Below are 22,997 nucleotides of genomic sequence, written 5' to 3'. Positions count from 1 at the left end.
AGCTTATAATCGTATTTTAAAACGTTTCACACTCAAGAATACCAGCACGACCGCCATGAACGACAGTATCCCGATCTCCTTCAAGATCGACACGGCGGGAAGCCCCTTGATCATCACGTCCTTCACGGCGATGATATACCATTTGGCCGGAACGATATGGGAGAACCATTGCAGGATATCCGGCATATTCTCTATCGGGAACATCATGCCGCTCAACAACATGATCGGAAGCATCAAGGCGATACCGCTGATCAACATAGCCGCCTGCTGGGTATCGGCTACCGTGGAGATCAGCAGGCCCAGACAGAGGGATACGATCGCATACAGGATGGATACGGAAACCAGCAACAGCAGGCTGCCTTTTATCGGAACGTCCAGCAGGAAATAGGATAGCAGCAAGATCGTAGCGATATTCACCATACTCAGCAATAGGTATGGGATCGCCTTGGCCAGAATGATGTAGATGGGTTTCAACGGGGAGACCAGCAGGACTTCCATCGTTCCCATCTCCTTCTCTTTCACGATGCCGATCGAGGTCATCATGGCACATATAAGGATCAAGATCAAACCCATCACGCCGGGCACGAAGTTGTAGGCACCTTTCATTTGAGGGTTGTAGAGCAAAGTGGTAACCGGGGTCACGGCTTTACCCTCAACCGCCGACTCGCCTTTCAACTGTTCCGCAATGATCGCCGAGCAATAGGCGATTAGCTGCGTGGCCTCGTTCGGATCGGTAGCGTCCGCCAAGACTTGTACTTGGGCATCGGCCGTGGAAGCGTACCCGGGGGGGAAGACAACTATGACGTGTACCTTTCCTTGCCGAAACAAGGCCCCGGCATCCTCATAGCTATCGACGGTCGTATACAGCTCGAAGTACTCGCTGGCATTCAAGCGGTCTGTCATCTTCAGTGTCAGCTCATCCCGGCTTTGGTCGAAAATAGCGATCGGCACACGCTTGATCTCGGTCGTGATGGCATATCCGAACAAGATGATCAGGATAACGGGCATGAGCAAGAGGATCATTGTCGTGCGTGCGTCCCTGAAAATGTGATAGAACTCCTTTCTAACAAAGGATATGAATTGTTTCATCGTTTATTCTCCTCTCGTTGCTTTTCGAGCCAAGGCGTGGAAGACTTGGTTCATATTCGTTGTCTTAAAATCCCGTTTCAAGGCGGAGGGACTGTCTAACGCTTCGATCTTTCCGTCTACCATGATGGAGACACGGTTACAATACTCCGCCTCATCCATATAATGGGTGGTGACGAAGATCGTGATCCCCCGGGCAGCCGCTTCATAGATCAACTCCCAGAACTGGCGGCGGGTGACGGGATCGACGCCTCCGGTAGGCTCATCCAAGAAAACGATCTTGGGATCATGGATGATCGCCACGGAGAAGGATAGCTTCTGTTTCCAGCCCAAGGGCAGGGAATCGACCAAGGTGTTCCGCTCCTTTTCCAGCCCGAGGATATCCAGCAACTCATCCGTTTTCTGGGACAGCTGCCGTTTAGACAAACCGTAGATACCGCCGAAGAGACGGATATTCTCCCATACCTTTAGATCGCCGTATAGGGAGAATTTCTGGCTCATGTATCCGATATTCCGTTTGATGGACTCGCTCTCCCGGTAGACATCGAAACCGGCTACCCGGGCCTCGCCGGATGTCGGGACCGACAGGCCGCAGAGCATACGCATGGCGGTGGTCTTCCCTGCCCCGTTTGCCCCGAGGAAGCCGAATATCTCGCCCGGCTCCACCTCGAAACTGATATGATCGACGGCGGTGAAGGTGCCGAAACGTTTGGTCAGTTGTTTTACTTCTATCGCTTTCATTTTTTATCCTTATTTCATAATTACAATGCCGCATTTCCCCAAGATTCGACCTCGCGCCCAACGCGAGGCCCCGCATTTCCCCGAGATTCGACCTCGCGCCCGACGCAAGCCCCGTATTTTTCCAAGATTCGACTTCGCACCCGACGCGAGGTCGAATCTTGGGGAAATGCGACACATCCCCTCTCTTACAAGGCCATGAAACAATCCTCAACGCTTGGCTCAAGGCGTTCGATGCTTACGTCCGCGTAACCTTTGCCTTTCAGATATTCCTGTAATCGCCTCATGACATCCTCCCCATCCCTCCTCAACGTAAGATGATGAGCATCTCCAAAAGCGAAACACGAGTTTGTATCCGGGAACTCCCGCAAGTCTCCCAACAACTTATACATCGATGCGCATCGCACCGCGTATAGCCGCCTATCGAATGAGGTACGGATACCTACCGGCGTATCGATAGACAGGCATTCCCCAGAACGCACCAAAGCGATACGGTCGCAACGGGAGGCCTCATCCATATAAGGCGTAGAGACAAGTATCGTAATGCCTTGCCGTTTCAGACGATCCAGCATATCCCAGAACTCAGAGCGGGAGACAGGATCGACCCCCGTCGTAGGCTCATCCAAGAACAAGACATCCGGACGATGGATCAAGGCGCAACTCAAAGCCAGCTTCTGCTTCATACCACCGGACAGCTTCCCCGCCCGCCGATGCTTGAACGGCTCTATCTGACTATAGATATCCCGTACCAGATCGTAGTTCTCCTCGATCGTCGTATTGAAGACCGTAGCGAAGAAGTTCAAGTTCTCCTCTACTGTCAGGTCTTGGTAGAGCGAGAAGCGGCCGGGCATATATCCTACCCGCCGACGGATCTCCTTCAAGTCTTTCACCACGTCCAAGCCGCAGACAGAGGCGGTACCGCTATCGGCCAGCAACAACGTGGTCAGGATACGAAACAGGGTGGTCTTTCCCGCCCCATCCGGACCGATCAACCCGAACAACTCACCGGAGCCGATCTCCAGCGACAGATTCCGCAAGGCCTCGACATCGCCATAACGCTTGGTGATATGATTTATATGAATCTCGTTATTCATATTTAATCTCCCCATATTGCCCGATCTTCAGATAACCATCGTTGCGGACGGCGATCTTGATGGCATATACCAAATTAGCCCGTTCGTCCTTCGTCTGGATACCTTTCGGGGTAAACTCGGATTTATCGGAGATCCACGTGATCGTACCGGGGTATTCCCGGCGATCATTCCCATAGTCGGCGAAGACCTTGAGAGATTGCCCTAGTTTCAGGTGGGATAACTGATCCGCCGTCACATAGGCACGGAGATAAAGCAAGTCCGTATCGGCGATCTTGTAAAGCGGTTTGCCTGCCGCCGTCACCTCTCCCGGTTCGGCGTATTTCACCAATACCGTACCGGTCTGGGGATTGAGGATACGGCTTTTCATCAGTTGATCATCCAATTGCATGATCTGGTATTGCAGGCCCTCCGCCTCGGCGTCGGCAGCTCCCGTCGTCTTGCTTAAGGAGGAGTATTGGGCATCCAGTTGTTTCTGGAGATATTTGATGTTATTCACGATATCGTCCAGTTGCTTTTGGTTACCCGCTTTCGCACGCACCAAGTTTTCCTGTCGCTGTTGCTCGGTCTTAGCCGTGGCGATTTGTTGTTCCAAGACAGCGATCTGCTTACGGATATCCGGCTTGCGAATATCTACCGAGCGAAGGCTGGCAGAGAGTTGCATCTTCCGCAGAAAAAGCTGGGTGCTATCCACGTAACCCACGATGGCGCCGGCATCCAAGCGATCGCCCTCCTCGATATTCAGTTCCATGATCTTTCCGTTGGCTTCCGAAGATACCAAGATCTCGGTTGCCTCAAAGGTACCGGAAGCGTCAAAATCATTGTCTGTATTACCGCAAGCCGTCCATAGAAGGCTACATAAGCTGATAAAAATCAAATGTCTCATAAATCAATTGTATTTGTCATACTCTATTTAATTCGTTGTATACATATAATTATAAATAGTCATCAAGCGCTGTACACGGTGCGCCGCGGCGGTTTGCCGGGCCATGTCCTCGGCGTTGATCTCCCGGATTAGGTCCGTGACAGAAATCACGCCATTCTCCAGCTTCACCTCCGCCGCCTGCTTGATGCTTGTTCTCAGACGGATGATATCGTCATCGGCACGCATCAGGTCCGTCATTTTCTTTATCTCCGTGTTTTGCTGCAAAAGTTGCAGGCGGGTATTGAATAAGAAGGTCTCCCGTTGCACATCAATCTGGCGACGGCTTACCTCGATCTTCCTCCGGTCGTTCTTCAGCGTGTACAACTTCCCCAGATTCCAAGAAAGACGGACACCGGCCACATAATAAGGCTCGAAACTATCCTCCAGCATGTTCAAGCCCGGCCGTCCGTAACCACCTTGTACGAAAGCTCCGATACGAGGCATCAAGCCCGCCGTTACCTGCTTGTTTTGCGTCTCGATCCATTCGCTCTTAGCATCCAAGGCCCGTAATTCCGGACGGTTGATTTGCGTGGACAATGAACGCTCGGGTGACTCCGGAGTCTTCAAGACGACTTGATCCGTCAGCGGTTTATTGATAAAGGTCGCCAACATCTGCCGATATGCCGTGCGAGACGCCCTTAGCTCAATCTCATTTTGGCGGGCATTCAGCAGTTCCACTTCCATACTTTCCAGATCCGATTGATTCGCCACGCCATTGTCCATCATCGCCTTGATACGCTCGATATTGACCTGCAACTCCTTTTGAAGCAAAGCGTTCTGACGTATCAACTCGTCTTGCAGCAGGCAACCGAAGTAGATTTGATTCACCCGGTCGTTCAGCGCATACAACTCACTTTCCAATTGCTCCCGGTTGGCGATCGCCTCGGCACGAGTCAAGGCACGGGCCGAACGGGTGCTACCGCCGTCCCAAATCGTCTGGTCCACCTGCGCCACGACTTGATACTGATCCTTGCTCAAGCTAGGGATCTCAAAGCCGGGAAGAAGCGAGGAGATCTTATCGCCATCCAAAGGCAACTTCGTCACGTCGCTCTGATAGCTTGCCTTACCGCTTACCGAAAGCTGGGGAAGCCAAGCCTTGCCCACATTGCTCAAGCTATAACGCTCCGTCTGATCGATCAAACCCATTTGATGAATCTGCGGATAATTCGCCCTCGCCCACTCGTAACATTGGGTGATCGTGACCGATTCCTGTCCGCTAACCCTTCCGGCATAACCCAACAGGCTAATTAACAATAATACATATACACCTCTCATATACTCTATGATATGTTTATTAAATTGAACAAATCCATCATCTGGCATCCGGGACCATCAGCTGGGTTATTACCTCGACGATCAAATCCCTGCGCCTATCCATATATTCCTCAAACCGCCCCATATCGTTATCCAAAAAAGCCGCCGCTAGTGGCTTGCGGATCAACAACGGGAAGACCACTAGGCTCACCAAGGTCGAAACCAAATCTATGACCGGCATCTTCCGTAGAAGCCCCTCGTCCATCTCCTCCTCTATCTGACGACGAAGACGCAGGATGGGCTGTATTTTTTTCGGATCTTTCAGCACGGTCTGGAATAAACGTTCCGGATCTCTGTTTAACTCGCCCACCACAAAATTCGGGAACATCGGGTTCGCACGAACAATTCCCATATACAGATCAACGATCACCGGCATTTTCTCCAGCATCGTACTCTTCTCATCCAAAACCCGATCGATGTTCGGCAACAATGAAGAAAGCAATTGTCCGAAAATAGCGTCGAACAGAATCTCTTTCGTCCTATAATAATAATGTAAGGCCGTCCTGCCAATACCCACTTCTGCCGCCACGTCACTCATGGTAGCCGCCTCGTACCCCTTTCGGACAAACACTCGCTTCGCCGCTTCTATGATGCGAGGCTCCATCTCATTCATGTCTTTCGCTTCCATAATTAAATGTTATTTTTTGTTTTGTCACTATCGTTTGTCATTATAGTTTGACACATGCGTCAAAAGTAGTATAAAAAAATTACATAGCAAATAAAACCTAAGTTTTCTTGCTATGTAATCCTTCTTAAATAATTATTGGATCGTGCGAGCCTCAACTCCTTCGGTCGTAATCTCCACAGGATTGATCAATCCCTCCTCGTTAAACGTCATCTTCTCAATACAAGTCTCCCGGTGGTCACGTGTCTTGACCCCGGCCGGCCGGCGATGGTACACGATGTAGTAATCTTCCGAATTCGGCACATGCATGATCGAGTGGTGACCCGCTCCGTTGGCGATATCGAAATTTTGCCGCAAGACCTCCCCGATACGATTGAACGGGCCAAAAGGAGAATCGGAGATGGCGTAAGCGACCTTGTAATCCGGTCCGGTCCAACCACCCTCACTCCACATGAAGTAATATTTACCATTCTTCTTAAACATAAACGGGCCTTCCACGTAATCCTTGGGAGTTACCTCTTTATAAATCGTTCCGTCCTCGAACGGTATAAGTCCGGTAAAGTCTTTATTCAAGCGTACCATGTTGCAGTGTTTCCAACCACCGTAATACATATAATACTCATCATTGTCAGCGTCGTGGAAAACAAACTGATCGATCGGCTGCGCCCCGTTCACGATCTCGTTGATCAGCGGCTTACCCAGCAAATCCTTATAAGGCCCTTCCGGACGATCGCTCACGGCAACACCGATGCCTCCGATCTCTCCCTCGTGCACGTCATTCGCCCCAAAGAAAAGATAATACTTACCGTCCTTGTTGATTACCGAAGGAGCCCACATAGCGATCTTCGCCCATTTCACCTCAGCCGTATCAAGAATGGCGGTATGCTTGGTCCAATTCACCAAATCCTTGGAAGAGAAGCAATCGAAGAAGGTTTGCTTCTCATATAAATCACTCGTAGTCGGGTAAATCCAATAGGTATCCCCGTAAATAATTCCCTCCGGATCGGCGTACCAACCCTCAAATACAGGATTACCACTCTTCGCTACATCTTCATTTGGAGCCTGTTTAGGGCCACCACAGGACATCAAGGCACCGGCCATCAATACAGTGTAAAACAGGCTTTTCTTTCCGTTTATCATCAATAGTAGATTATTTATTAGTAAATCAAATAGTATCTTTTAATTATTCGAGTTCTCCATGTTCTTCGCCAAACCACCTTCCGAGGTCTCCTTATAAAGACTGGGCAAATCATTACCTGTCTGGCGCATCACCTCAACCACCTGATCAAAACTTACCCGGTGTTTTCCGTCGGAGAAGTTCGAGAACGTATTCGCGTCAAGCGCACGGGCGGCGGCAAAAGCGTTTCGCTCGATACAAGGGATTTGTACCAAGCCACAAACAGGATCGCAAGTCAATCCCAAGTGATGCTCCAATCCCATCTCGGCGGCATACTCGATCTGCGCGGGCGTACCACCAAACAACTGACTGGCGGCAGCGGCAGCCATAGCGCAAGCCACGCCAACCTCACCTTGGCAACCTACCTCTGCCCCCGATACGGAGGCATTCGTACGCACCACATTTCCAAACAAGCCTGCCGTAGCCAACGCACGCAATATACGGGAATCACGGAACTCACGCGTCTCCTTCAAGTGATAAAGGACCGCAGGCATTACACCGCAAGAACCACAAGTCGGAGCGGTCACGATCTTCCCACCGCACGCGTTCTCCTCAGACACCGCCAAGGCATAGGCATACACCATTCCCCGGCTCTTGATACTGCTGCCATAGCCTTTCGCACGGATCATATAATCGGAAGCCTTACGACGAATGCCCAAACCTCCCGGCAAGATGCCTTCCGCTTCCAGGCCACGACGAACCGCATCCTGCATCACTTCCCATACCTCAGCCAGATAATCCCAGATAGAAGGGCCTTCGTGCTGCTCGACATATTCCCAATAGGAATGGCCAGTCTTCTCACACCAAGCCTGTATCTCCTTGATCGTATGCATATCGTATACTTGCTCCGTCCTCAACTCATTGAAAGACTCGTTCGCCAAGGTTCCCCCGCCGATACTATATACGGTCCACGTATCCAGCTCCTCGCCACTCTCATTATACGACTCGAACAACATCCCGTTCGGGTGGAACGGCAAGAAAGTCTTGGGTTCCCAAGTAATATTTGTCTTTGCGACCGGCTGTAATACCTCAAGAATAGCGGCATCCGTCATATGGCCTTTTCCCGTAGCCGCCAGGCTACCATATAAGGTTACGTTAAAACGAACAGCACCCCGGTTACGTTCCAAGAACATTTGTGCCGCACGCATCGGCCCCATGGTATGACTGCTTGAAGGGCCATGACCCATCCGGTATATTTGTTTGATTGATTCCATCTTTCTTCGATCTAAGTTTTCTTGTTTCTATACTTTAAGGAAAATATTATGTTTATAAAACGCATACAAAAGTACATAAATTACCGATACATTGCACATGGCAATGAGCACCGGATAATAATTTCCTAAATATTGCAGGGTTCCGAAAAACAAGGATTCGCCGATACACCTAAAACTTACCACGTTAGTAAGCATATAAGCCAGTATTGAATTCATGCCATACACTTTCAGCCAAGTCGTATACTTTCGATGCCCTTTATAGTCGATCCAATAATAGAACAACCCCATAAGCAAGAAACAGTACCCACTGCTCACCAATACCATCGAACTAGTCCACAGTTTCTTAATAACGGGAAGCTCGATCCCCCAAAGCCATCCGGCGATAACCATACCCAGACCTATTCCGAATAACATCCGTAATTTGAGCCGCTCAGAATATAATTTGTTCTTTAGGATATATCCGGCGAACAACCCGGTCAACACGGTTACCCCGAAATTCAAGCTGCTCAGTATCCATGTATAACGATACCAAGTAGCGAAGATCACCTCCCCGTTCTCCACCGTCGCCCCATCCCGGAAACGTCCCAGTACAGTGCGGTCGATCCATTCGGCCAAATTACTATCCGGTGTGTACGAACCTCCCCCATAGTTACCGACCGTAATAAACTCCATCGTTCCCCAAAAGATTAATAAAAGAGCTGCCGCAATACCGATCTGTACCCGTATCCTTACATGCAAGAATAACAAAGAAGCAATCAAATACCCCATAGCGATCGACTGCAAAGTATTTGAATACAGATAAACCCGATCCGGGTCCAAAGCCAATAAATTACCTTGGCACATCATACCGAAGACCCAAAGCAGTACCACCCGTTTCCCGATCCGCCGATATACCGCCATCTTATCGGGCATATCCTTATAACGAGACAGAGAGAAAGGCATGGAAACTCCCGCCATGAATAAGAATAAGGGCATCACGAGATCCCACGTAGAGAATCCCTCCCATTCCACATGCGAGAATCCCCACATAAAAGAATTAAACCAAGGCATATCGATCGCATGGGCCAGCGGATGCAACACCATCTCCAACACCACTAAGCAAAAAAGGTCGAAGCCACGGAGTACGTCCAATGACTCCAACCGATTTAATTTCTTCTTCTCCATCCGTCTATTATACTTTCAAGAAAATACGTTGGCGATATAAGAAATACAAGAATCCCCAACAAACAGCGATATATGCGATAGCGCTAACCAAAGGCTGGGCGGTCTCGGGCATCAATTTCGCCAACCCTCCGAATATAGCCTCGGAAGTATAGGAGAAACGGATGAAACGCTGCGCCAAATAGATCGTAATAGAGTTCATGCCGATCACGGTAAAAAACAAAGTCCATTTACGCCACCCCAATACATCTATGATATAGAAGAACAAAGCAAACATCCAAACGGAATAAGCACCTACTACACAGACAAAAGAGCTTGTCCATAGCTTCTTATTGACCGGAAAGACCAAGCTCCATAACAAGCCGACGATCAACAATACAGCTCCCGCTCCTACTAAACAAAGCACTTTCTTTCTGTCGGTCAGCCCCTCTTTCCCTAACTTAATCCATTCACCAGTGAACATACCCAACATTGCCGTAGCAATTGCGGGGACGGTGGAGAATAAACCCTCCGGATCAAAAACAGTCTCGTGCAAACGTCCGGGAAGAAACAGGCGGTCAATATACCCCACCAAATTTCCCTCGAGCGTGAACGGCCCCGCTCCACCGGCGTCCGGCACAGGCACAAAAGCCATCACCAGCCAATAGCCAACCAAGATAAGAGCCGTTATCCCCGCACGCGCTTTCCAACCGAAACGGACAAACAACAAGGCTGCGAACATCCATCCCAACCCGATACGCGCCAGCACACTCGCACAACGCAGGTGGTCAAATTCAAACGACAATAGCCCGTTATATACCAATCCCAAGAAAACTAAGGTAATCCCCCGACGGACGATCTTCTTGTAAATCGCCCCTTCCGTCATACCTTTTCCTCGTTGCTTCTCTAGTGAGAACGGAAACGAGATACCCGCAATAAAGAGGAACAATGGGAAGATCGTGTCGTGATGCGCCAATCCGTTCCATTCCACATGTTCCATCTGCCCGGCTATCGCCTGAAAAAAAGGATTCGGAAACAATGTCGCCAAAGCGACAAATAAAGAAGCACCGCCCATAATAAAGAGCATGTCAAAACCCCTAAGGGCATCCAATGATTGCAACCGCTGGGGTTGTTGTTTTTGTTTTTCCATATAATCTATTTACATTTAAAGTCAACACAAATATACTCAAACTCACTTACATACGAATGGGGTTTGACATAAAAGACGCTCCTAATCTTTCCCCTCGCATTTAGCCTCCAGTTTTTCAGCGTACGCCTCTTTCCTCATCAGATATAGATGAATAAAAAGGAGTTATAAAGTTCAGAAAACCATAGCGCTTCTAACGTAGATATCAATAAACTTTTCCCAAAACGGCGAGGACGACTCAGAAAGTAAGGCTTACCTTTCGTCACCAATTGGTAAATCAAGGCAGTCTTATCCACATATAAATAGTTCTCATTCCGAATATTTTCGAAACTCTGTATTCCTATCGGTAATTTACGCATAGTCGTCATAACCTTTTTTCTTACTACACCTGTTGTTGAACAAAGATAGAACTTTTTTCCGGAACAAGCCTCCGATTATAGCTTTCATTCTATGAAATACTCAATTTTTTCTACACTAATAGAGGGCAATATTTTACTTTCCATAAGCTGGAAGTAGAATATCGCCCTCTATTTTACAAGACAGTTTGTCTATGAGTAAGCACTAGATCTAAGGCATACAAATATTTCACTGAGTAAGATCACCTCATAGCCTTAGCAAAAGCTCTAATCGCATAATGAATAAAATAATAAACAGCCTTATACACCGGCAAATCCATCTCATTTCTCAAAATGTTCCACTGCCAACGCATGGCTTTTAATTTATTCGAAGAGACCGAATGGTCACTAACTCGGTAAAGAGCCGTCACCGTATTTGTGTTCTGCGCTTTATACCCTTGCTTTAAGATAGAAAGCCAACATACATAGTCCTCATGGCCAATTTCCTTGAAAAACATCTTTCCCGTCAAGGCTGAATCATACATGGCTGTCAAGCATCCTATGCAATTCCCTTTCAATAACAAATGATAATCAACCTCACAAGGAGCTATTATCTCACGTCCGCTTCGCTCACCATCTAAGTTTACTTTCTCATAATTAGAGAAAACAATAGCGACCTCAGACTTTTCAAAAACTTTTAACTGATCGCTTAGCTTATTCGGTAACCACATATCATCACTATCTAAGAAGGCGATATACCGTCCTTTTGCCTCTTTTATCCCCTTATTTCGAGGCAAGGTAGGAGACCCAGAAGGCTCATCCGTCTTGAGATACCGGATACGAGAGTCTTGTTCAGCATACTTTTGAATGATTACAAGCGAATCATCACTAGAGCAATCATCTACGATAAGCATCTCCCAATTCCCAAACAATTGTGCCAATACAGACTCAATCGCTTGGGATATAAAAGAGGCGGCATTATAACACGGGGCTATAATGGAGACAAGGGGTAACATCAAAAATCAATATAAAAAACTACAATCTTATTCTAATTTATCACCCAATAAAGCATCAATTAACGTATTTGCAGATTTCTCCCAATTTGAGAACTTTTCAATTTGATGTAAACGCTTATTCTTATCAATTTCAAAATCATCTATTTTATTCATTGCCTCGGAAAAAGTATTAACATCATATGGATCAATATATAATCCATTATCACCACAAACCTCAGGTATAGATGCCACATTAGAAACTATCAATCTACAATTACAGGCCATTGCCTCTAAGATAGGTATTCCAAATCCCTCATATTTTGAAACAAATAAAAATGCCCTACATCTACAATAATATTCTATTATTTTTTCTAAAGGGATATTATATGGTAGAATTTGAATATTTTCAGGGCAATTATTATAAAATAATGAATTAGGTTTCAATCCAGCAACCTTAAGGGTAAATTTTCTATTACTTCTAAACCAATCAAAAAGAAAGTCCAAATTTTTATACCAGAACTCTCCCGAAACAGTAAAGAAAAAATCCTCCCTACAATAATTCTTATTTTTTAGTTCTATATCAATGCTTTTGATGAAATCATCTATACAATTAGGAGTAATAAGTATGTTTTTAAAATGAAATTTATTTAATATCTCCTTCTTAGAAAATTCAGAAACAGTACATACCATATCTAAATTTTTCCAACCATATCTCATTATTAGATTATAATAAGAACGTTTTAAAAAAGACAATAAAGTATTACACTTCATTCGTTTATCCATAACAACCAAATCATGCCAAGTTGCATACATTTTTACTGAAGGAATCTTTATGAGAGGGAATGTATTATGAGGAGACCACAAAATATCAATTTTATCCCTATAAAGAAAATAAGGTAACAAAATTTGTTCTCCAAACACAAAATTCCGTGTTGGCAAGACTCTATACTCTACACTATTAGGCAGCAGTTCCTTCTTGCACTTCTTATCTACATACAATATTATATCAAAAGCCGACATACGTGGAGACTTCAATAACTCATTTGTCATACTAATACAATATTTAGCCATCCCACGCATCGAATATCCTGCCAATCTATAATCTATAACCAATCTCATATCTTCAAAACAAAATCAGAAAAATCTTATCTATTCTCTTTTATATTCTCAAACAAAGTCAACCATTTTATATATACTTTATCGGGCGTATATGCTTGTATAACATTCAAACCTTTCGCTGTACAATTCGCACGAAGTTTTTCATCTCTAATCATCCGAATAATAGCTTCAGACAGCATCGTAACATCTTCAGGCGGAACTAAAAGCCCCACATTATCCTTCAATAGTTCAGCAGGTCCCTCCGGACATTGAAACGAGACAACAGGAAGCCCACAGGCCATAGCCTCTAATAATGTCATTGGAAAACCTTCATACCGAGAAGACATAACATAAAAAGATGAATTCAGATATTCTTTTTGAATATCTGTGCAAAATTCTTTAAAGAATACGTTTGACTGCAAATTTAGATCAGAAACTTGTTTCTTTAGTAATAAACCATATGCCTCATCTCCATCAGCATAAATATCAATATACCAATCAGGATATCTCTCAAAAACAGAGACCAATGCAGACAATAACAAATCATACCCTTTTTGAGGATGTAACCGACCAACGGTAATCATTCGTCTAGCATTTGCGACTCGATTAGGCTTTATACCAAATGAAGTCATATTGGGGATTACATAGGCATTTACTTTATGTAGCTTAAATCTTTTTGCATCATTGTCGGTTAATACAACCACAGTCATAAAACTCTTATAAATAAAATTACGAAAAGCCCTAAGCGCACTATTATACACCTCATACTTATAATGTTCACAAGCTATAGATCTATTTGCATTGAGCGAAAACCAGACAAAAACACTTGATAAAAAACCTTGACATATTATAATAGAATCATTATCTTTAAAAGAATAATTAAGAAGAATCTTAATAAAAGCCCTCAACAACAAAAACAAACGATTGATACGTGTTTTTAGATAATTAGGACTTGGAGTTGCTAAATAAACAAGATCTATTTTACTATCAAGTTCATATACACAATCCTTATTCTCATCAATAAGAGATACGATTGAAACATCATGTCCTTTTCTAACAAAAGTATTTGCCAATAATGCCGTCGTACGTTCAGTTCCCCCTCGTCCTGACATATCAGAAACAAAAAAATAGATTTTCATAAGTAAAATATGATAAATTCAATTAATGATCCATTGTAGAATTAACAAATATTCCATCCAAATGCAATTTTTCACGCACCCAAGTATCTGGATACTGATCCGTAAAAAAAGTACTTATGGGACAGAGTATTGCCTTATATTGTTTTCCATTAATCAAATCATCCCTCATGGCATAAGAATAAAGGATAAAAACAAATACAAAAGAAAAAGAAAGTATTTTCATCTTCATCAACTGCATGCTTATATTCTTTATATTGCAGAGGATTAAAATAAATCCAAGCATAATCGAAATATTAGAAAATCTCAATATCAAACTTAGCGAGGACAAACTAATTTCTAACAATAACAATGTAGACAAGAAAAAATTGGCCAAGAATGAATTACAGTTAAAACAACAGCAGAAGGCTATGATGAACAACAAAGGAAGAATTCGACCAAAAGTATAACACAGTCCATTAAAGCTTAGCCAGCTTAACATCTCATTTGTTCCCCAAGTTCCTTCTATATACGCATTTGCATAACCAGACATAAACTCGTTTCCCGTCATTACAGAAAACAACTCCACCGTATCAGTTAAAGCTGAAGAAATTATTGGAGTAAGCAACAATATATATAACACTTTCTTTTTAAAACTCACACGTAAACATTTCAACAAAAAAGTCACAGGAAATAATAATATCATTAATATAATAGAAAAATGCATACATAAAGCTAACAATAAAAAAGTAAAAGACTTAAATCTTTTTCGCACGAAAAAGAATAAAAAAAATGAATATATAAAAAATATACTTGCAACTGCAAAACGTATTCCATACGAAAGCGAATAAATACGAATACAAAAAAGCATGCAAACAACCAATAAAGCATAATTCTTTTTAGAAAAATAAAACCGATCTATAAAGAACAAAAATATTTGTATCCATAATACATAGCAAAACAACAGTAATACAAAACGAAAATTCTCAAACGAAAATCCCAAATAATTAAATAGACGCATCAACAAAGGCAAAAGAAAATCCTTTCCCTCCTCACTAAACAAGCGAATAGTTACGTCTGAAGTATCATAATACATTTCTCTATACCTATAGGCATCTTGAGAGGGAGGAAGAAACGATCCAAAAAGACAAAAAAATGCACCAATTATATAGATAGATCTGCGATTATAAGTCAGATTTTTAAAAGATACATAAAGAGATAGAACGGGGGAAATTAAAAAGAGTACAATATCCAAATAAAAATTTCTAAAATCCACTAAATGTAATGGAATCACTCTATTATTCATAAAACTGTCCTCCTATTTTAATTAGCAATAGAAATTATCAACTATTCAGTAAGGTCATCCAAGACTCTATAATTACAGATGGTTTAAAACGCTTACTACTATTAATCTCATTATAAGCTATTTTAGTGCGCAAATCCTCATCATCAAGAACTCTTCGAACACATCGATCCATTTCATCTAAGTCTTCATTTTTCACAATCACCCCATTATAATTATCTTGAACAATATCATGTAATGATTTATAAGTATCAATAGCAATTGGAACAACCCCCATTTGCTGTGATTCCAATAAAGTCATGCCAAATCCTTCAAATCGGGATGTCATTAAAAAGACTGACGCTTCTCTATAGAATGGTAATGGGTCTATTTTTCCAGTAAAAACTAGATTCTTCAATCCATACATCTTCGCAAACATCTTATATTTATCAAGATCTCGTCCATCTCCTATTATCACCATCTGCCAATCAGGATAATCTAAGTAAATGCGTCTCCACAAATCGATAGAGAAAAGAACTCTTTTATTATTTTCAACCATTCTGCATACAACCAATATAATCTTTCTTTTATCTTTCAAACAATTTGGATTATAAAACTCATCAAAAGAACAACTATTGGGAATAAAACAAAGCTTATGTTCATCAACAAATTTCATATCAAGTAGAGATATAAAATCTTTCTTAAAACGTTCTGAAAGCAAAACTATTTTATCAGAACAGTTGTAAGCGTAAGTCAATCTGTATCTGTCATATTGGAAAAGACACAACAAAATACGCTTCAAAATACTTCGTACTATAAGAGAAGGAAAACGATAATCTGTATAATGACTCCCATCCCTTGATGCTGTTGGACACAGATGTAGAAAAGAATATAGTTTAATATGGCATTGTAATTTCAACTTATACAATTTTTTTGTGATCCGAACATTTTCAGCCCGTTGATTAACAATGATTTCTATATCATGACTGAGAATAAAGTCTTTTAAACGTTTGATTGCCTGTTTATCTATTAAAGGTTGACATATTATTCCCTTATAAATTCCATCATAATTTTGCCCATCATCGGATTCTTTATTCCAATATGCTACATAAATATTTATATTTCTTCGGCAAAGCTCTCTTGATATATTAAACGTAACCCTTTCGACCCCACCTCCAACAGGAGAGAGTCCCATCTGATAAAATAGAATATTCATGATAACATATTTTGCAATTCGCAGATTGATTTCTGGCGTAAAATAGAAAGTCTCTCATGTACAATAGAATAATCTATAGGTGCTGAACCGAACAAGTTATTGGCATCATTCCACGAATAAACCTTTCGATGTAACATATTCAATTTTTTAAGTAAATCATCTATGCGAGAAGAACGTTTAGGATTCAACGGAAATATAACAAACTGCTTTTTAAACAAAATAGAAAAGACCATTCCATGAAAAGAGTCTGTTACAACATAACTAGCTGAGGCAATAGAATACAACCACTCTTCCACATCACAATAACCAACATTTAAATCCTTACAATTAGGTAGCGAGCTTACATATTTATATCTTAACCTATTCACTTTACAACCTAGCATCTTCCCTAACTTTCTAAGTTCCAAATCATAAAATCTATCATAACTCAATTTGTACGATACCAATATTTTTTTTGACTCTATGATTTTTCCAAAAAGAAAATCATTTCCATCTAACAAAAAGCAAGGATCTAATACACAATTCCCTTTCATATTAAACTCGTCCTTTAAAATATTTACCCCCATTTCTTCCCTAACTGTTATATACTTAAAAGCACTAAGAAAGCCTCTGATTTCATTTCTTTTAGAAGGAAAATCCCATTCATTATTTCCAAAACTTGCAGCATAAGAAACTTTTCGATTATGTAAGGCAAATGCAAGAAAGTACTTATCATAATCAGCCTGTGTTATCTCTATATTCCACACTTGATCACTCCCTACCATATAAATATCAACTTCTTCATTAAGATTAGAAGTTATAGCAGGATAATTCCTTTGTTGAAACTTATCTATAAAACCTAATTTAAACAAGCGTTTTAATTTATATATATAAGGGTGTCTCTTAGGTGAATCTACATTAAATAAAACGACCTCATGCCCCTCTCTTCGTAAATATTCAGCTAATGAATAAGCTTGCAAAATAGCTCCATAATTTGGAACATTATAAATTGTAACAATTCCTATCTTCATTATTTTCCACGAATTTTTTTTAGCTTTTGAACAACCATTACAGGTAACAAATCCAAAAGCAATCTGACAATATGCTTTTTACATGCTCCGATTTCCGCTTTCCATCCAAGAAGTCCATACTTCTTCAAGGCTCTCTCAAAGCCTAATCTTGCATAGTCCTCCTCAAAAGCGATTCGCTTTGGATGCAACACTGATGGATGGCGCAATTGGGGTTGCAAACAATCCTCTAACGGAACAGCCATACATTCCATGCTTTTCCTAGCTTGCTCAAACCATTCCTTACCTTTATCCGTATTGAGCAAAATCAGTGAACAGCCCTTGTTATCCGCACCAAGAGTAGCCGCAACCGTTTTCTCTATTCCCCAGAAATCCGCCACGGTTACATCCGATGGGCGGTTCGTGTTCGTATAAGGACACTCGCCGCATGAACGGCGGAGCATAATATGGGTATAAAATGTATAGGTGTATGTATAGGTGTATGTATAGGTGTATGTATTAGCGAATAAAAACGATTCTACGTGCGAACGCCAGCCAAATCTTTTCTTATCCCGAAAATTAACCGCCGTGATTCTCATGCCCTCTTTTGCCTCCAGATAATCGAGGTAATCCCGCCAAACAAATGGAGCGGGTACACCATGGCAAACTATATCCATCAAGAACAAACGATCTCTTAAACGTTTACCGATAAAAGAGGCAAGTCCCGCCGTCTGGCAAGGCGTACCGGAGAAAAGCACGAGCGATTCATCTCTAAGGTCTTCCCGCACTTGCCTAAAGATGGTATTCATATCACTCTGCACGTATTTACTCCCCCGGAACTCATCTCGTTCAGCCTTTGTCGCTGCTTTCTTATGAACTACCCGGAAATGCCCGGTATATCCAGCCCCATAGACTACCCCACCCTGCGACAAGATGATATCTGAAAGCGCAACAAACGCAGCCCCACTCTGCGAAGCTGTTATCTCCTCCGGATTCTTGTGTTTCGCAGCATAAGCCAACGGCTTTGCCAAATTCAAGCTTTTATCGTAATCCTCATGAAAAGCACAGATTTTCTCGCAAAGCCCACAATCCACACATAATGAATCATTCACTTCCGGGTAAAGAAATCCAAAAGTATCCGGAACCATATGGATAGCCTCGTGTGGACAGACACTTTCACAAGCCGTGCAACCACAACAGTCCGTCTTAACCTTATTTATTCTCATTTCAAAAACTTATTTTTCAACTGGGATATCCTTTGCCATACAAACAATCTTTCTTCTCGTGAACAACCGATAAACAATATGCTACATCCAGTAGCACAAGTACTTATCATTCCATTCAGCACAAGTCGGACAAGACCCTCCTCCATATGGCTAATAACACAAACCGGCACAACCAAAGCTAATAACATAACACGAAAAATATTCAGAAGCACCTTCGTGAAAAAAAGCCTAATAGGTAATCCGACCATACCTCGAAGCATATACAATCGTAAGAACAAGCAGCAGACAGCAATGATGATCGACAAAACAATTGTTGTTTCGGGCGCATACCCTAACTTCAACAAGATATACGCTACTGGAAAATTAAGCATCTGGCAACCTCCCACCAACAATTGATAATTGCGAATCCTGCCAGTCGCCAGCATAAGCGTTATCAATGTTTGCGAAACCGACTCACTCAACGCATATAACAATATTAAACGGACAAACGCCACGGTATGATCCGGAACAACTCCAAGCCACAGTTTCAACAACACAGGAGTTTCCAGCAAAATCGGTAAGGAGAGAAGCAACAACAAATAGAAAGAATATCGAGAGCCTTGAAAGACCAAATTCATCAGATAGACCCGATCACCAGAGGCATACGACTTGGTTATCTGTGGGTTTAATGCTATCATGAAATTATTGACAAAACTATTGACCGCCGCATTCACCTGCATCGCTATGCCACGAGCGGCATTCACGGCAGGACCACAAAAAATATTCAACAAGACATTCACTCCTTGATCTCTTAATACACCCGAAGAGGCACCTAAGAAATTCCATCCGGCAAAGCCAAAGACCTGCTTGATTAGCACCTTATCCCAAATCCATTGGAAACGACATTCCGAGAAATGTTTTTTACAATAATACGTATAAAGAAAACGTACGAAAAAAGCCAAGAGCGCCATTAAGAATGCATAGAATACCAATAGATCCCATGGAGAATAATCTAATAAAAATGCTATCACCAATGTGCCAAACGCTTGAAAAAAGCTTATATAAGCGAACGCCGACATCCGTTCATGAGCCACTATACTCGCATTATACGGAATGCTTATCAAATTGATAACAAACGTGAGTATTGAAAACTGATATACCCAGTTTGCCGCAAGTAGTCGATCCGTAGGTATATTCATCCGCATATTTAAGAACCATAGCCCTAAGGTTTCCGAAAACAAGACTATTATCCCTGAGATTAATAACTGTATAACTACCGAAACGGAAAATATCCGAGCGATCTTCTCCGTATTACCAACTCCCATCTCATACGTGATAAAACGACTGATCGCCGCAGTCAACGATCCTGAAATCACGGCGAACATGGAGACAAAGCCTCCAACCGCAGAGTAAATGCCGAAATCCTCTACCCCCAATACCCGCAGCACGACCCGGCTGGTGTACAACGTCACACCCATGATCAGGAGCATGCGCAGATAGAGGAACAGCGTGTTCTTGGCTATTCGCTTATTATTCTCTGATGTAACAGACATAAAAACAAGTACTAAAACTATCTTATTTTTTCAACTTGGCCTATTGCTCCTGCGAGATTACTCTTGGGAATCCATCATTCCTTTATAAGGGAACGTAGGCTTCCCTTATAAAGGAAGGCACTATTCCCCGATAAGGGAATAGAGACTTCCCAAATCTATCAAACCTCATCTGGACTCTCACTGTCGCCACCTCCATCGGCGGGTTTTCCACCGATCCAAATTTGCGTGCTCACGCTACGAGGAGTTTTCAGCATATGTCCCGAGTTGGCGAACTGTGTCATCACCGTCAGCGTATACTCACCCTCCGCCAAATCAGCCGGTAAGAGTAATGTAAGCGAAGAGGGGTTGTTGATGGTGATCAAGTCATCCGTCAGTTTTGTGACAGCCTTTGCCTCGTTAGTCAGCGTAACGCCTACCGACTCGTCATCGCCAACCACTTTCAGCATGGCACCGCGCACGAAGAAGTTGCGGCCCGCCGTGGCGCTGCCATCTTTCAAGCCGGTCTTCTTATCCTCGGTCTCAAGGATATACATGATATTCGACTTCTCACCTAGGATCTCCACTGCAGTCTGGGCGATCGCCTCGCGCAATGCCTTGTCCTGCGTAAAGGAGACGTAGATGGAATTCTTCTCCTTGTTCCATACGCCGCCCTCGATCACGCCAGTTAGTTGCGCAACGGCTCGGAAGAGACCCGTATTTACGCTGTAACCGTTCAAGATCAAGTCCGTCAATACCCGGTTGTAGAGTGTCACCGAGTGACGCATCGTCTCGGGACGCAGACCGGTGTCTTGCTTTTGCATCTCTTCAAGAACATCATCAAGATCCAAACTTCCCGTTGAATGTAACAGCAGGATCTTGTCCGTCTTGTTGTCGGTGGTCACCGAATTGTCGATGAGCCAGCCTTTCAATACTTTCTTCATGGTATTCTTGATTTAAAGGAGGAGTGGAATTGCTCCCCCGGATTATTACTTATACCTTAGAATTTCTTCCCAAACGCTATGTTCAAGAACGTCTTCACCAATATCTTGAAATCGAACCACCACGAGCGGTGCTCCAGATAGAACAAGTCATAGCGTAATCGGCGGAGCATCTTCTCCAACGTGTCCGTATAGCCGTTATAGAGCGTGGCATAAGAGGTCACACCCGGACGGATCTGGTACAGGTAACGATAGCGGGGATCACGTTCCATGATCTGGTCGATGTAGAACTTTCGTTCCGGACGGGGGCCGATAAAAGACATATCACCGATGAAAACATTCCACAATTGGGGCAACTCATCCAAATGATGCTCACGCAGGAACCTGCCAACATGGGTCATGCGGGGGTCAGTACCTCCCTTGTAAAGAGCCGGACCGAATTTCTCCGCATCCAAACGCATGCTACGGAACTTATAGATGTTGAACGGGCGACCGAAACGGCCGATACGCTCCTGCTTGAAAATGGCAGGACCGCCATCCTCGCGCCTTACGGCGATGTAACAGATCAAGAACAAAGGGGAGAATACGACCAAGGCGATAAAGGCCAAAAGGCAGTCCCCTATACGCTTCACGTTACGCTCGAAGGCGTTCATCCCATCTGAGATAAAATCAGTAGATTTTCCAAAACTCTCTTCTAAAATCATGGCTAGTTAATTAGTCGATGAAGGCAGGCACGAGGTTAAAACTTAATCTCATTTGCATAGCCCATCCTTAAATTATTTCTTTCCTCCGTTCATTTCCTCCTCTTTCTTATAATCGATATACCGCTCCAAGGCCTCACGTGCCAGACGGCGGAAAAGTTCCTCGTCCGACAGATGGTCCCAAAGGAGATCTACCAAACGATAGTAAACGCTAAAGTGCATGTCCTTGCCTTTTTAAAAGAATTGTAAGTGTCACTGCCAATGCCTCCGCTTACGCGGATAATGGACTTGGTCAGTCTGGTGACTTGTAAAACCGTGGCGATGTAATCGCCCAAACGGGGAAATGATTGTCTGTGATACATGTCTGGTTTGTTATTATTTTTATACATCTATGTCCTTATGGATAGGCCCTAGTAATGCAAATAATGCAAGTAATGCAGCACCTTTTTCCCACACACGTGCGTACATTATATAGAACAAGAATTTTACACTAAACGATCACAAACAAGGCATGGAACGATCCGGATGAGAAACGCTGGATAGCCGTATGAAAGTTTGATTCGACATATATAATGTACACGTGCGTGTGTGGGAAAAAGGTGCTGCATTACTTGCATTACTTGCACCTGTTTTCCCCGGCATCGGTTCCATCCCGCACGTATATCGGCATCGACTCACGCCTACGTTCGTATAGGCCTACACCGATATACGTGTGGGGCGACGTCGATATATGTGTAAAACGATGCCCTTATACGTATGCCACACTCATACGGTCTCGCTTAGCAATGGCAATCCCTCCACCTCTCTCTTATGCCAGCCTTGGTAATCAGACAGGGAAAAACCGGGGACGGTCAATTGCTTGTAATCCTTATCGTCTCTTCGCAAGATGTGCTTGCGGGCATACGAGCGGAGCGAACGATCCGTCACGGATACCATCACCACAGGAAACGGGTAGCCGAGCAAGCGCATCGGCGTAACCTCGCTGTCCGGGAACGCACGGCGCAACTGATAGGCTGAGTACTCGAACGCCACCCAGTAAGGACCCGTGCAATACAAATGGATGGAAGCAGTGTTCGTTCGCTCGCGGCTCATGATATCACTCAAATGCTCGTTCAGCAACGCCACCAAACGAACGCC

The 22,997-nt window shown here is 43.5% G+C and carries 22 protein-coding genes and 1 pseudogene; all 23 read right to left on the bottom strand.

Going from position 1 to position 22,997, the window contains the following annotated elements:
* Nucleotides 1–3: 3 nt before the first annotated feature.
* The gene (locus tag DWX84_RS01945) at nt 4–1,089 is read right to left on the bottom strand and encodes an ABC transporter permease (protein WP_005868300.1); all 1,086 of its coding nucleotides are present in this window, start codon (nt 1,087–1,089) and stop codon (nt 4–6) included.
* Nucleotides 1,090–1,092: 3 nt separating this feature from the next.
* Nucleotides 1,093–1,827: an ABC transporter ATP-binding protein gene (locus DWX84_RS01940; RefSeq protein ID WP_005856443.1), complete on the bottom strand. Its 735-nt coding sequence runs from the start codon at nt 1,825–1,827 to the stop codon at nt 1,093–1,095.
* A gap of 185 nt (nt 1,828–2,012) precedes the next feature.
* Nucleotides 2,013–2,933, bottom strand: coding sequence for an ABC transporter ATP-binding protein (locus DWX84_RS01935; protein ID WP_226768337.1), 921 nt, complete (start codon nt 2,931–2,933; stop codon nt 2,013–2,015).
* Nucleotides 2,911–3,801 (bottom strand): HlyD family secretion protein, encoded by an 891-nt coding sequence (locus tag DWX84_RS01930; RefSeq protein WP_048927395.1) that lies wholly within the window; start codon nt 3,799–3,801, stop codon nt 2,911–2,913. The genes DWX84_RS01935 and DWX84_RS01930 overlap by 23 nt, the downstream gene beginning before the upstream one ends.
* Before the next feature lie 27 nt (nt 3,802–3,828).
* Nucleotides 3,829–5,115, bottom strand: coding sequence for a TolC family protein (locus DWX84_RS01925; protein ID WP_048927484.1), 1,287 nt, complete (start codon nt 5,113–5,115; stop codon nt 3,829–3,831).
* Between the two features lie 37 nt (nt 5,116–5,152).
* Nucleotides 5,153–5,782: a TetR/AcrR family transcriptional regulator gene (locus tag DWX84_RS01920; RefSeq protein ID WP_048927396.1), complete on the bottom strand. Its 630-nt coding sequence runs from the start codon at nt 5,780–5,782 to the stop codon at nt 5,153–5,155.
* Nucleotides 5,783–5,914: 132 nt separating this feature from the next.
* The gene (locus DWX84_RS01915) at nt 5,915–6,919 is read right to left on the bottom strand and encodes a glycoside hydrolase family 43 protein (RefSeq protein ID WP_048927397.1); all 1,005 of its coding nucleotides are present in this window, start codon (nt 6,917–6,919) and stop codon (nt 5,915–5,917) included.
* 39 nt (nt 6,920–6,958) lie between these two features.
* Nucleotides 6,959–8,170, bottom strand: coding sequence for an L-serine ammonia-lyase (locus DWX84_RS01910; RefSeq protein ID WP_008771936.1), 1,212 nt, complete (start codon nt 8,168–8,170; stop codon nt 6,959–6,961).
* A gap of 27 nt (nt 8,171–8,197) precedes the next feature.
* A complete protein-coding gene (locus tag DWX84_RS01905) occupies nt 8,198–9,334 on the bottom strand; it encodes an acyltransferase family protein (RefSeq protein WP_121960910.1) in 1,137 nt (378 codons plus the stop codon).
* A gap of 7 nt (nt 9,335–9,341) precedes the next feature.
* Nucleotides 9,342–10,460 (bottom strand): acyltransferase family protein, encoded by a 1,119-nt coding sequence (locus tag DWX84_RS01900; protein ID WP_008780481.1) that lies wholly within the window; start codon nt 10,458–10,460, stop codon nt 9,342–9,344.
* A 185-nt stretch (nt 10,461–10,645) separates the two neighbouring features.
* Nucleotides 10,646–10,825 (bottom strand): annotated as a pseudogene (locus tag DWX84_RS01895) (AAA family ATPase); the annotation flags it as partial.
* A gap of 230 nt (nt 10,826–11,055) precedes the next feature.
* Entirely contained in the window at nt 11,056–11,808 is a 753-nt protein-coding gene (locus tag DWX84_RS01890) for a glycosyltransferase family 2 protein (protein WP_121960909.1), read from the bottom strand.
* 27 nt (nt 11,809–11,835) lie between these two features.
* On the bottom strand, nt 11,836–12,837 hold the full coding sequence (locus DWX84_RS01885; RefSeq protein WP_158556946.1) for a glycosyltransferase family 1 protein: 1,002 nt from the start codon (nt 12,835–12,837) through the stop codon (nt 11,836–11,838).
* Nucleotides 12,838–12,932: 95 nt separating this feature from the next.
* Entirely contained in the window at nt 12,933–14,024 is a 1,092-nt protein-coding gene (locus DWX84_RS01880; RefSeq protein WP_121960907.1) for a glycosyltransferase family 4 protein, read from the bottom strand.
* A 22-nt stretch (nt 14,025–14,046) separates the two neighbouring features.
* Complete coding sequence (locus tag DWX84_RS01875) at nt 14,047–15,306, bottom strand: EpsG family protein (RefSeq protein WP_121960906.1); 1,260 nt, start codon at nt 15,304–15,306, stop codon at nt 14,047–14,049.
* A gap of 37 nt (nt 15,307–15,343) precedes the next feature.
* Nucleotides 15,344–16,498 (bottom strand): glycosyltransferase, encoded by a 1,155-nt coding sequence (locus DWX84_RS01870; protein ID WP_121960905.1) that lies wholly within the window; start codon nt 16,496–16,498, stop codon nt 15,344–15,346.
* The gene (locus DWX84_RS01865; RefSeq protein ID WP_121960904.1) at nt 16,495–17,508 is read right to left on the bottom strand and encodes a polysaccharide pyruvyl transferase family protein; all 1,014 of its coding nucleotides are present in this window, start codon (nt 17,506–17,508) and stop codon (nt 16,495–16,497) included. Before DWX84_RS01865 ends, DWX84_RS01870 begins: the two co-directional genes overlap by 4 nt.
* The gene (locus tag DWX84_RS01860; protein ID WP_122377401.1) at nt 17,508–18,710 is read right to left on the bottom strand and encodes a Coenzyme F420 hydrogenase/dehydrogenase, beta subunit C-terminal domain; all 1,203 of its coding nucleotides are present in this window, start codon (nt 18,708–18,710) and stop codon (nt 17,508–17,510) included. Before DWX84_RS01860 ends, DWX84_RS01865 begins: the two co-directional genes overlap by 1 nt.
* Nucleotides 18,707–20,242 (bottom strand): lipopolysaccharide biosynthesis protein, encoded by a 1,536-nt coding sequence (locus tag DWX84_RS01855; protein WP_121960902.1) that lies wholly within the window; start codon nt 20,240–20,242, stop codon nt 18,707–18,709. The genes DWX84_RS01860 and DWX84_RS01855 overlap by 4 nt, the downstream gene beginning before the upstream one ends.
* A 158-nt stretch (nt 20,243–20,400) precedes the next feature.
* Entirely contained in the window at nt 20,401–21,162 is a 762-nt protein-coding gene (locus tag DWX84_RS01850) for a DNA-binding domain-containing protein (protein WP_121960901.1), read from the bottom strand.
* A gap of 56 nt (nt 21,163–21,218) precedes the next feature.
* A complete protein-coding gene (locus DWX84_RS01845) occupies nt 21,219–21,863 on the bottom strand; it encodes a sugar transferase (protein WP_048927410.1) in 645 nt (214 codons plus the stop codon).
* A gap of 72 nt (nt 21,864–21,935) precedes the next feature.
* Complete coding sequence (locus tag DWX84_RS21580) at nt 21,936–22,082, bottom strand: hypothetical protein (protein WP_005856415.1); 147 nt, start codon at nt 22,080–22,082, stop codon at nt 21,936–21,938.
* Between the two features lie 543 nt (nt 22,083–22,625).
* A partial coding sequence (locus tag DWX84_RS01830) for a hypothetical protein (RefSeq protein ID WP_122377400.1) occupies nt 22,626–22,997 on the bottom strand: 372 nt, incomplete at its 5' end.

It is taken from the genome of Parabacteroides sp. AF21-43 (assembly GCF_003635435.1).
GTDB classification, from domain to species: Bacteria; Bacteroidota; Bacteroidia; order Bacteroidales; family Tannerellaceae; genus Parabacteroides; species Parabacteroides distasonis.
This window is presented reverse-complemented; position numbering and strand designations above follow the sequence as displayed.

What these genes read in the sequence shown, in the direction of transcription:
- DWX84_RS01865 (WP_121960904.1), bottom strand. Translation starts at nt 17,508, where the DNA reads ATGAAGATAGGAATTGTTACAATTTATAATGTTCCAAATTATGGAGCT.
- DWX84_RS01845 (WP_048927410.1), bottom strand. Translation starts at nt 21,863, where the DNA reads ATGATTTTAGAAGAGAGTTTTGGAAAATCTACTGATTTTATCTCAGAT.
- DWX84_RS01870 (WP_121960905.1), bottom strand. Translation starts at nt 16,498, where the DNA reads ATGAATATTCTATTTTATCAGATGGGACTCTCTCCTGTTGGAGGTGGG.
- DWX84_RS01900 (WP_008780481.1), bottom strand. Translation starts at nt 10,460, where the DNA reads ATGGAAAAACAAAAACAACAACCCCAGCGGTTGCAATCATTGGATGCC.
- DWX84_RS01890 (WP_121960909.1), bottom strand. Translation starts at nt 11,808, where the DNA reads ATGTTACCCCTTGTCTCCATTATAGCCCCGTGTTATAATGCCGCCTCT.
- DWX84_RS01860 (WP_122377401.1), bottom strand. Translation starts at nt 18,710, where the DNA reads ATGAGAATAAATAAGGTTAAGACGGACTGTTGTGGTTGCACGGCTTGT.
- DWX84_RS01885 (WP_158556946.1), bottom strand. Translation starts at nt 12,837, where the DNA reads ATGACAAATGAGTTATTGAAGTCTCCACGTATGTCGGCTTTTGATATA.
- DWX84_RS01850 (WP_121960901.1), bottom strand. Translation starts at nt 21,162, where the DNA reads ATGAAGAAAGTATTGAAAGGCTGGCTCATCGACAATTCGGTGACCACC.
- DWX84_RS01920 (WP_048927396.1), bottom strand. Translation starts at nt 5,782, where the DNA reads ATGGAAGCGAAAGACATGAATGAGATGGAGCCTCGCATCATAGAAGCG.
- DWX84_RS01935 (WP_226768337.1), bottom strand. Translation starts at nt 2,933, where the DNA reads ATGGGGAGATTAAATATGAATAACGAGATTCATATAAATCATATCACC.
- DWX84_RS01945 (WP_005868300.1), bottom strand. Translation starts at nt 1,089, where the DNA reads ATGAAACAATTCATATCCTTTGTTAGAAAGGAGTTCTATCACATTTTC.
- DWX84_RS01905 (WP_121960910.1), bottom strand. Translation starts at nt 9,334, where the DNA reads ATGGAGAAGAAGAAATTAAATCGGTTGGAGTCATTGGACGTACTCCGT.
- DWX84_RS01925 (WP_048927484.1), bottom strand. Translation starts at nt 5,115, where the DNA reads ATGAGAGGTGTATATGTATTATTGTTAATTAGCCTGTTGGGTTATGCC.
- DWX84_RS01940 (WP_005856443.1), bottom strand. Translation starts at nt 1,827, where the DNA reads ATGAAAGCGATAGAAGTAAAACAACTGACCAAACGTTTCGGCACCTTC.
- DWX84_RS01910 (WP_008771936.1), bottom strand. Translation starts at nt 8,170, where the DNA reads ATGGAATCAATCAAACAAATATACCGGATGGGTCATGGCCCTTCAAGC.
- DWX84_RS21580 (WP_005856415.1), bottom strand. Translation starts at nt 22,082, where the DNA reads ATGCACTTTAGCGTTTACTATCGTTTGGTAGATCTCCTTTGGGACCAT.
- DWX84_RS01880 (WP_121960907.1), bottom strand. Translation starts at nt 14,024, where the DNA reads ATGAAAATCTATTTTTTTGTTTCTGATATGTCAGGACGAGGGGGAACT.
- DWX84_RS01915 (WP_048927397.1), bottom strand. Translation starts at nt 6,919, where the DNA reads ATGATAAACGGAAAGAAAAGCCTGTTTTACACTGTATTGATGGCCGGT.
- DWX84_RS01855 (WP_121960902.1), bottom strand. Translation starts at nt 20,242, where the DNA reads ATGTCTGTTACATCAGAGAATAATAAGCGAATAGCCAAGAACACGCTG.
- DWX84_RS01875 (WP_121960906.1), bottom strand. Translation starts at nt 15,306, where the DNA reads ATGAATAATAGAGTGATTCCATTACATTTAGTGGATTTTAGAAATTTT.
- DWX84_RS01930 (WP_048927395.1), bottom strand. Translation starts at nt 3,801, where the DNA reads ATGAGACATTTGATTTTTATCAGCTTATGTAGCCTTCTATGGACGGCT.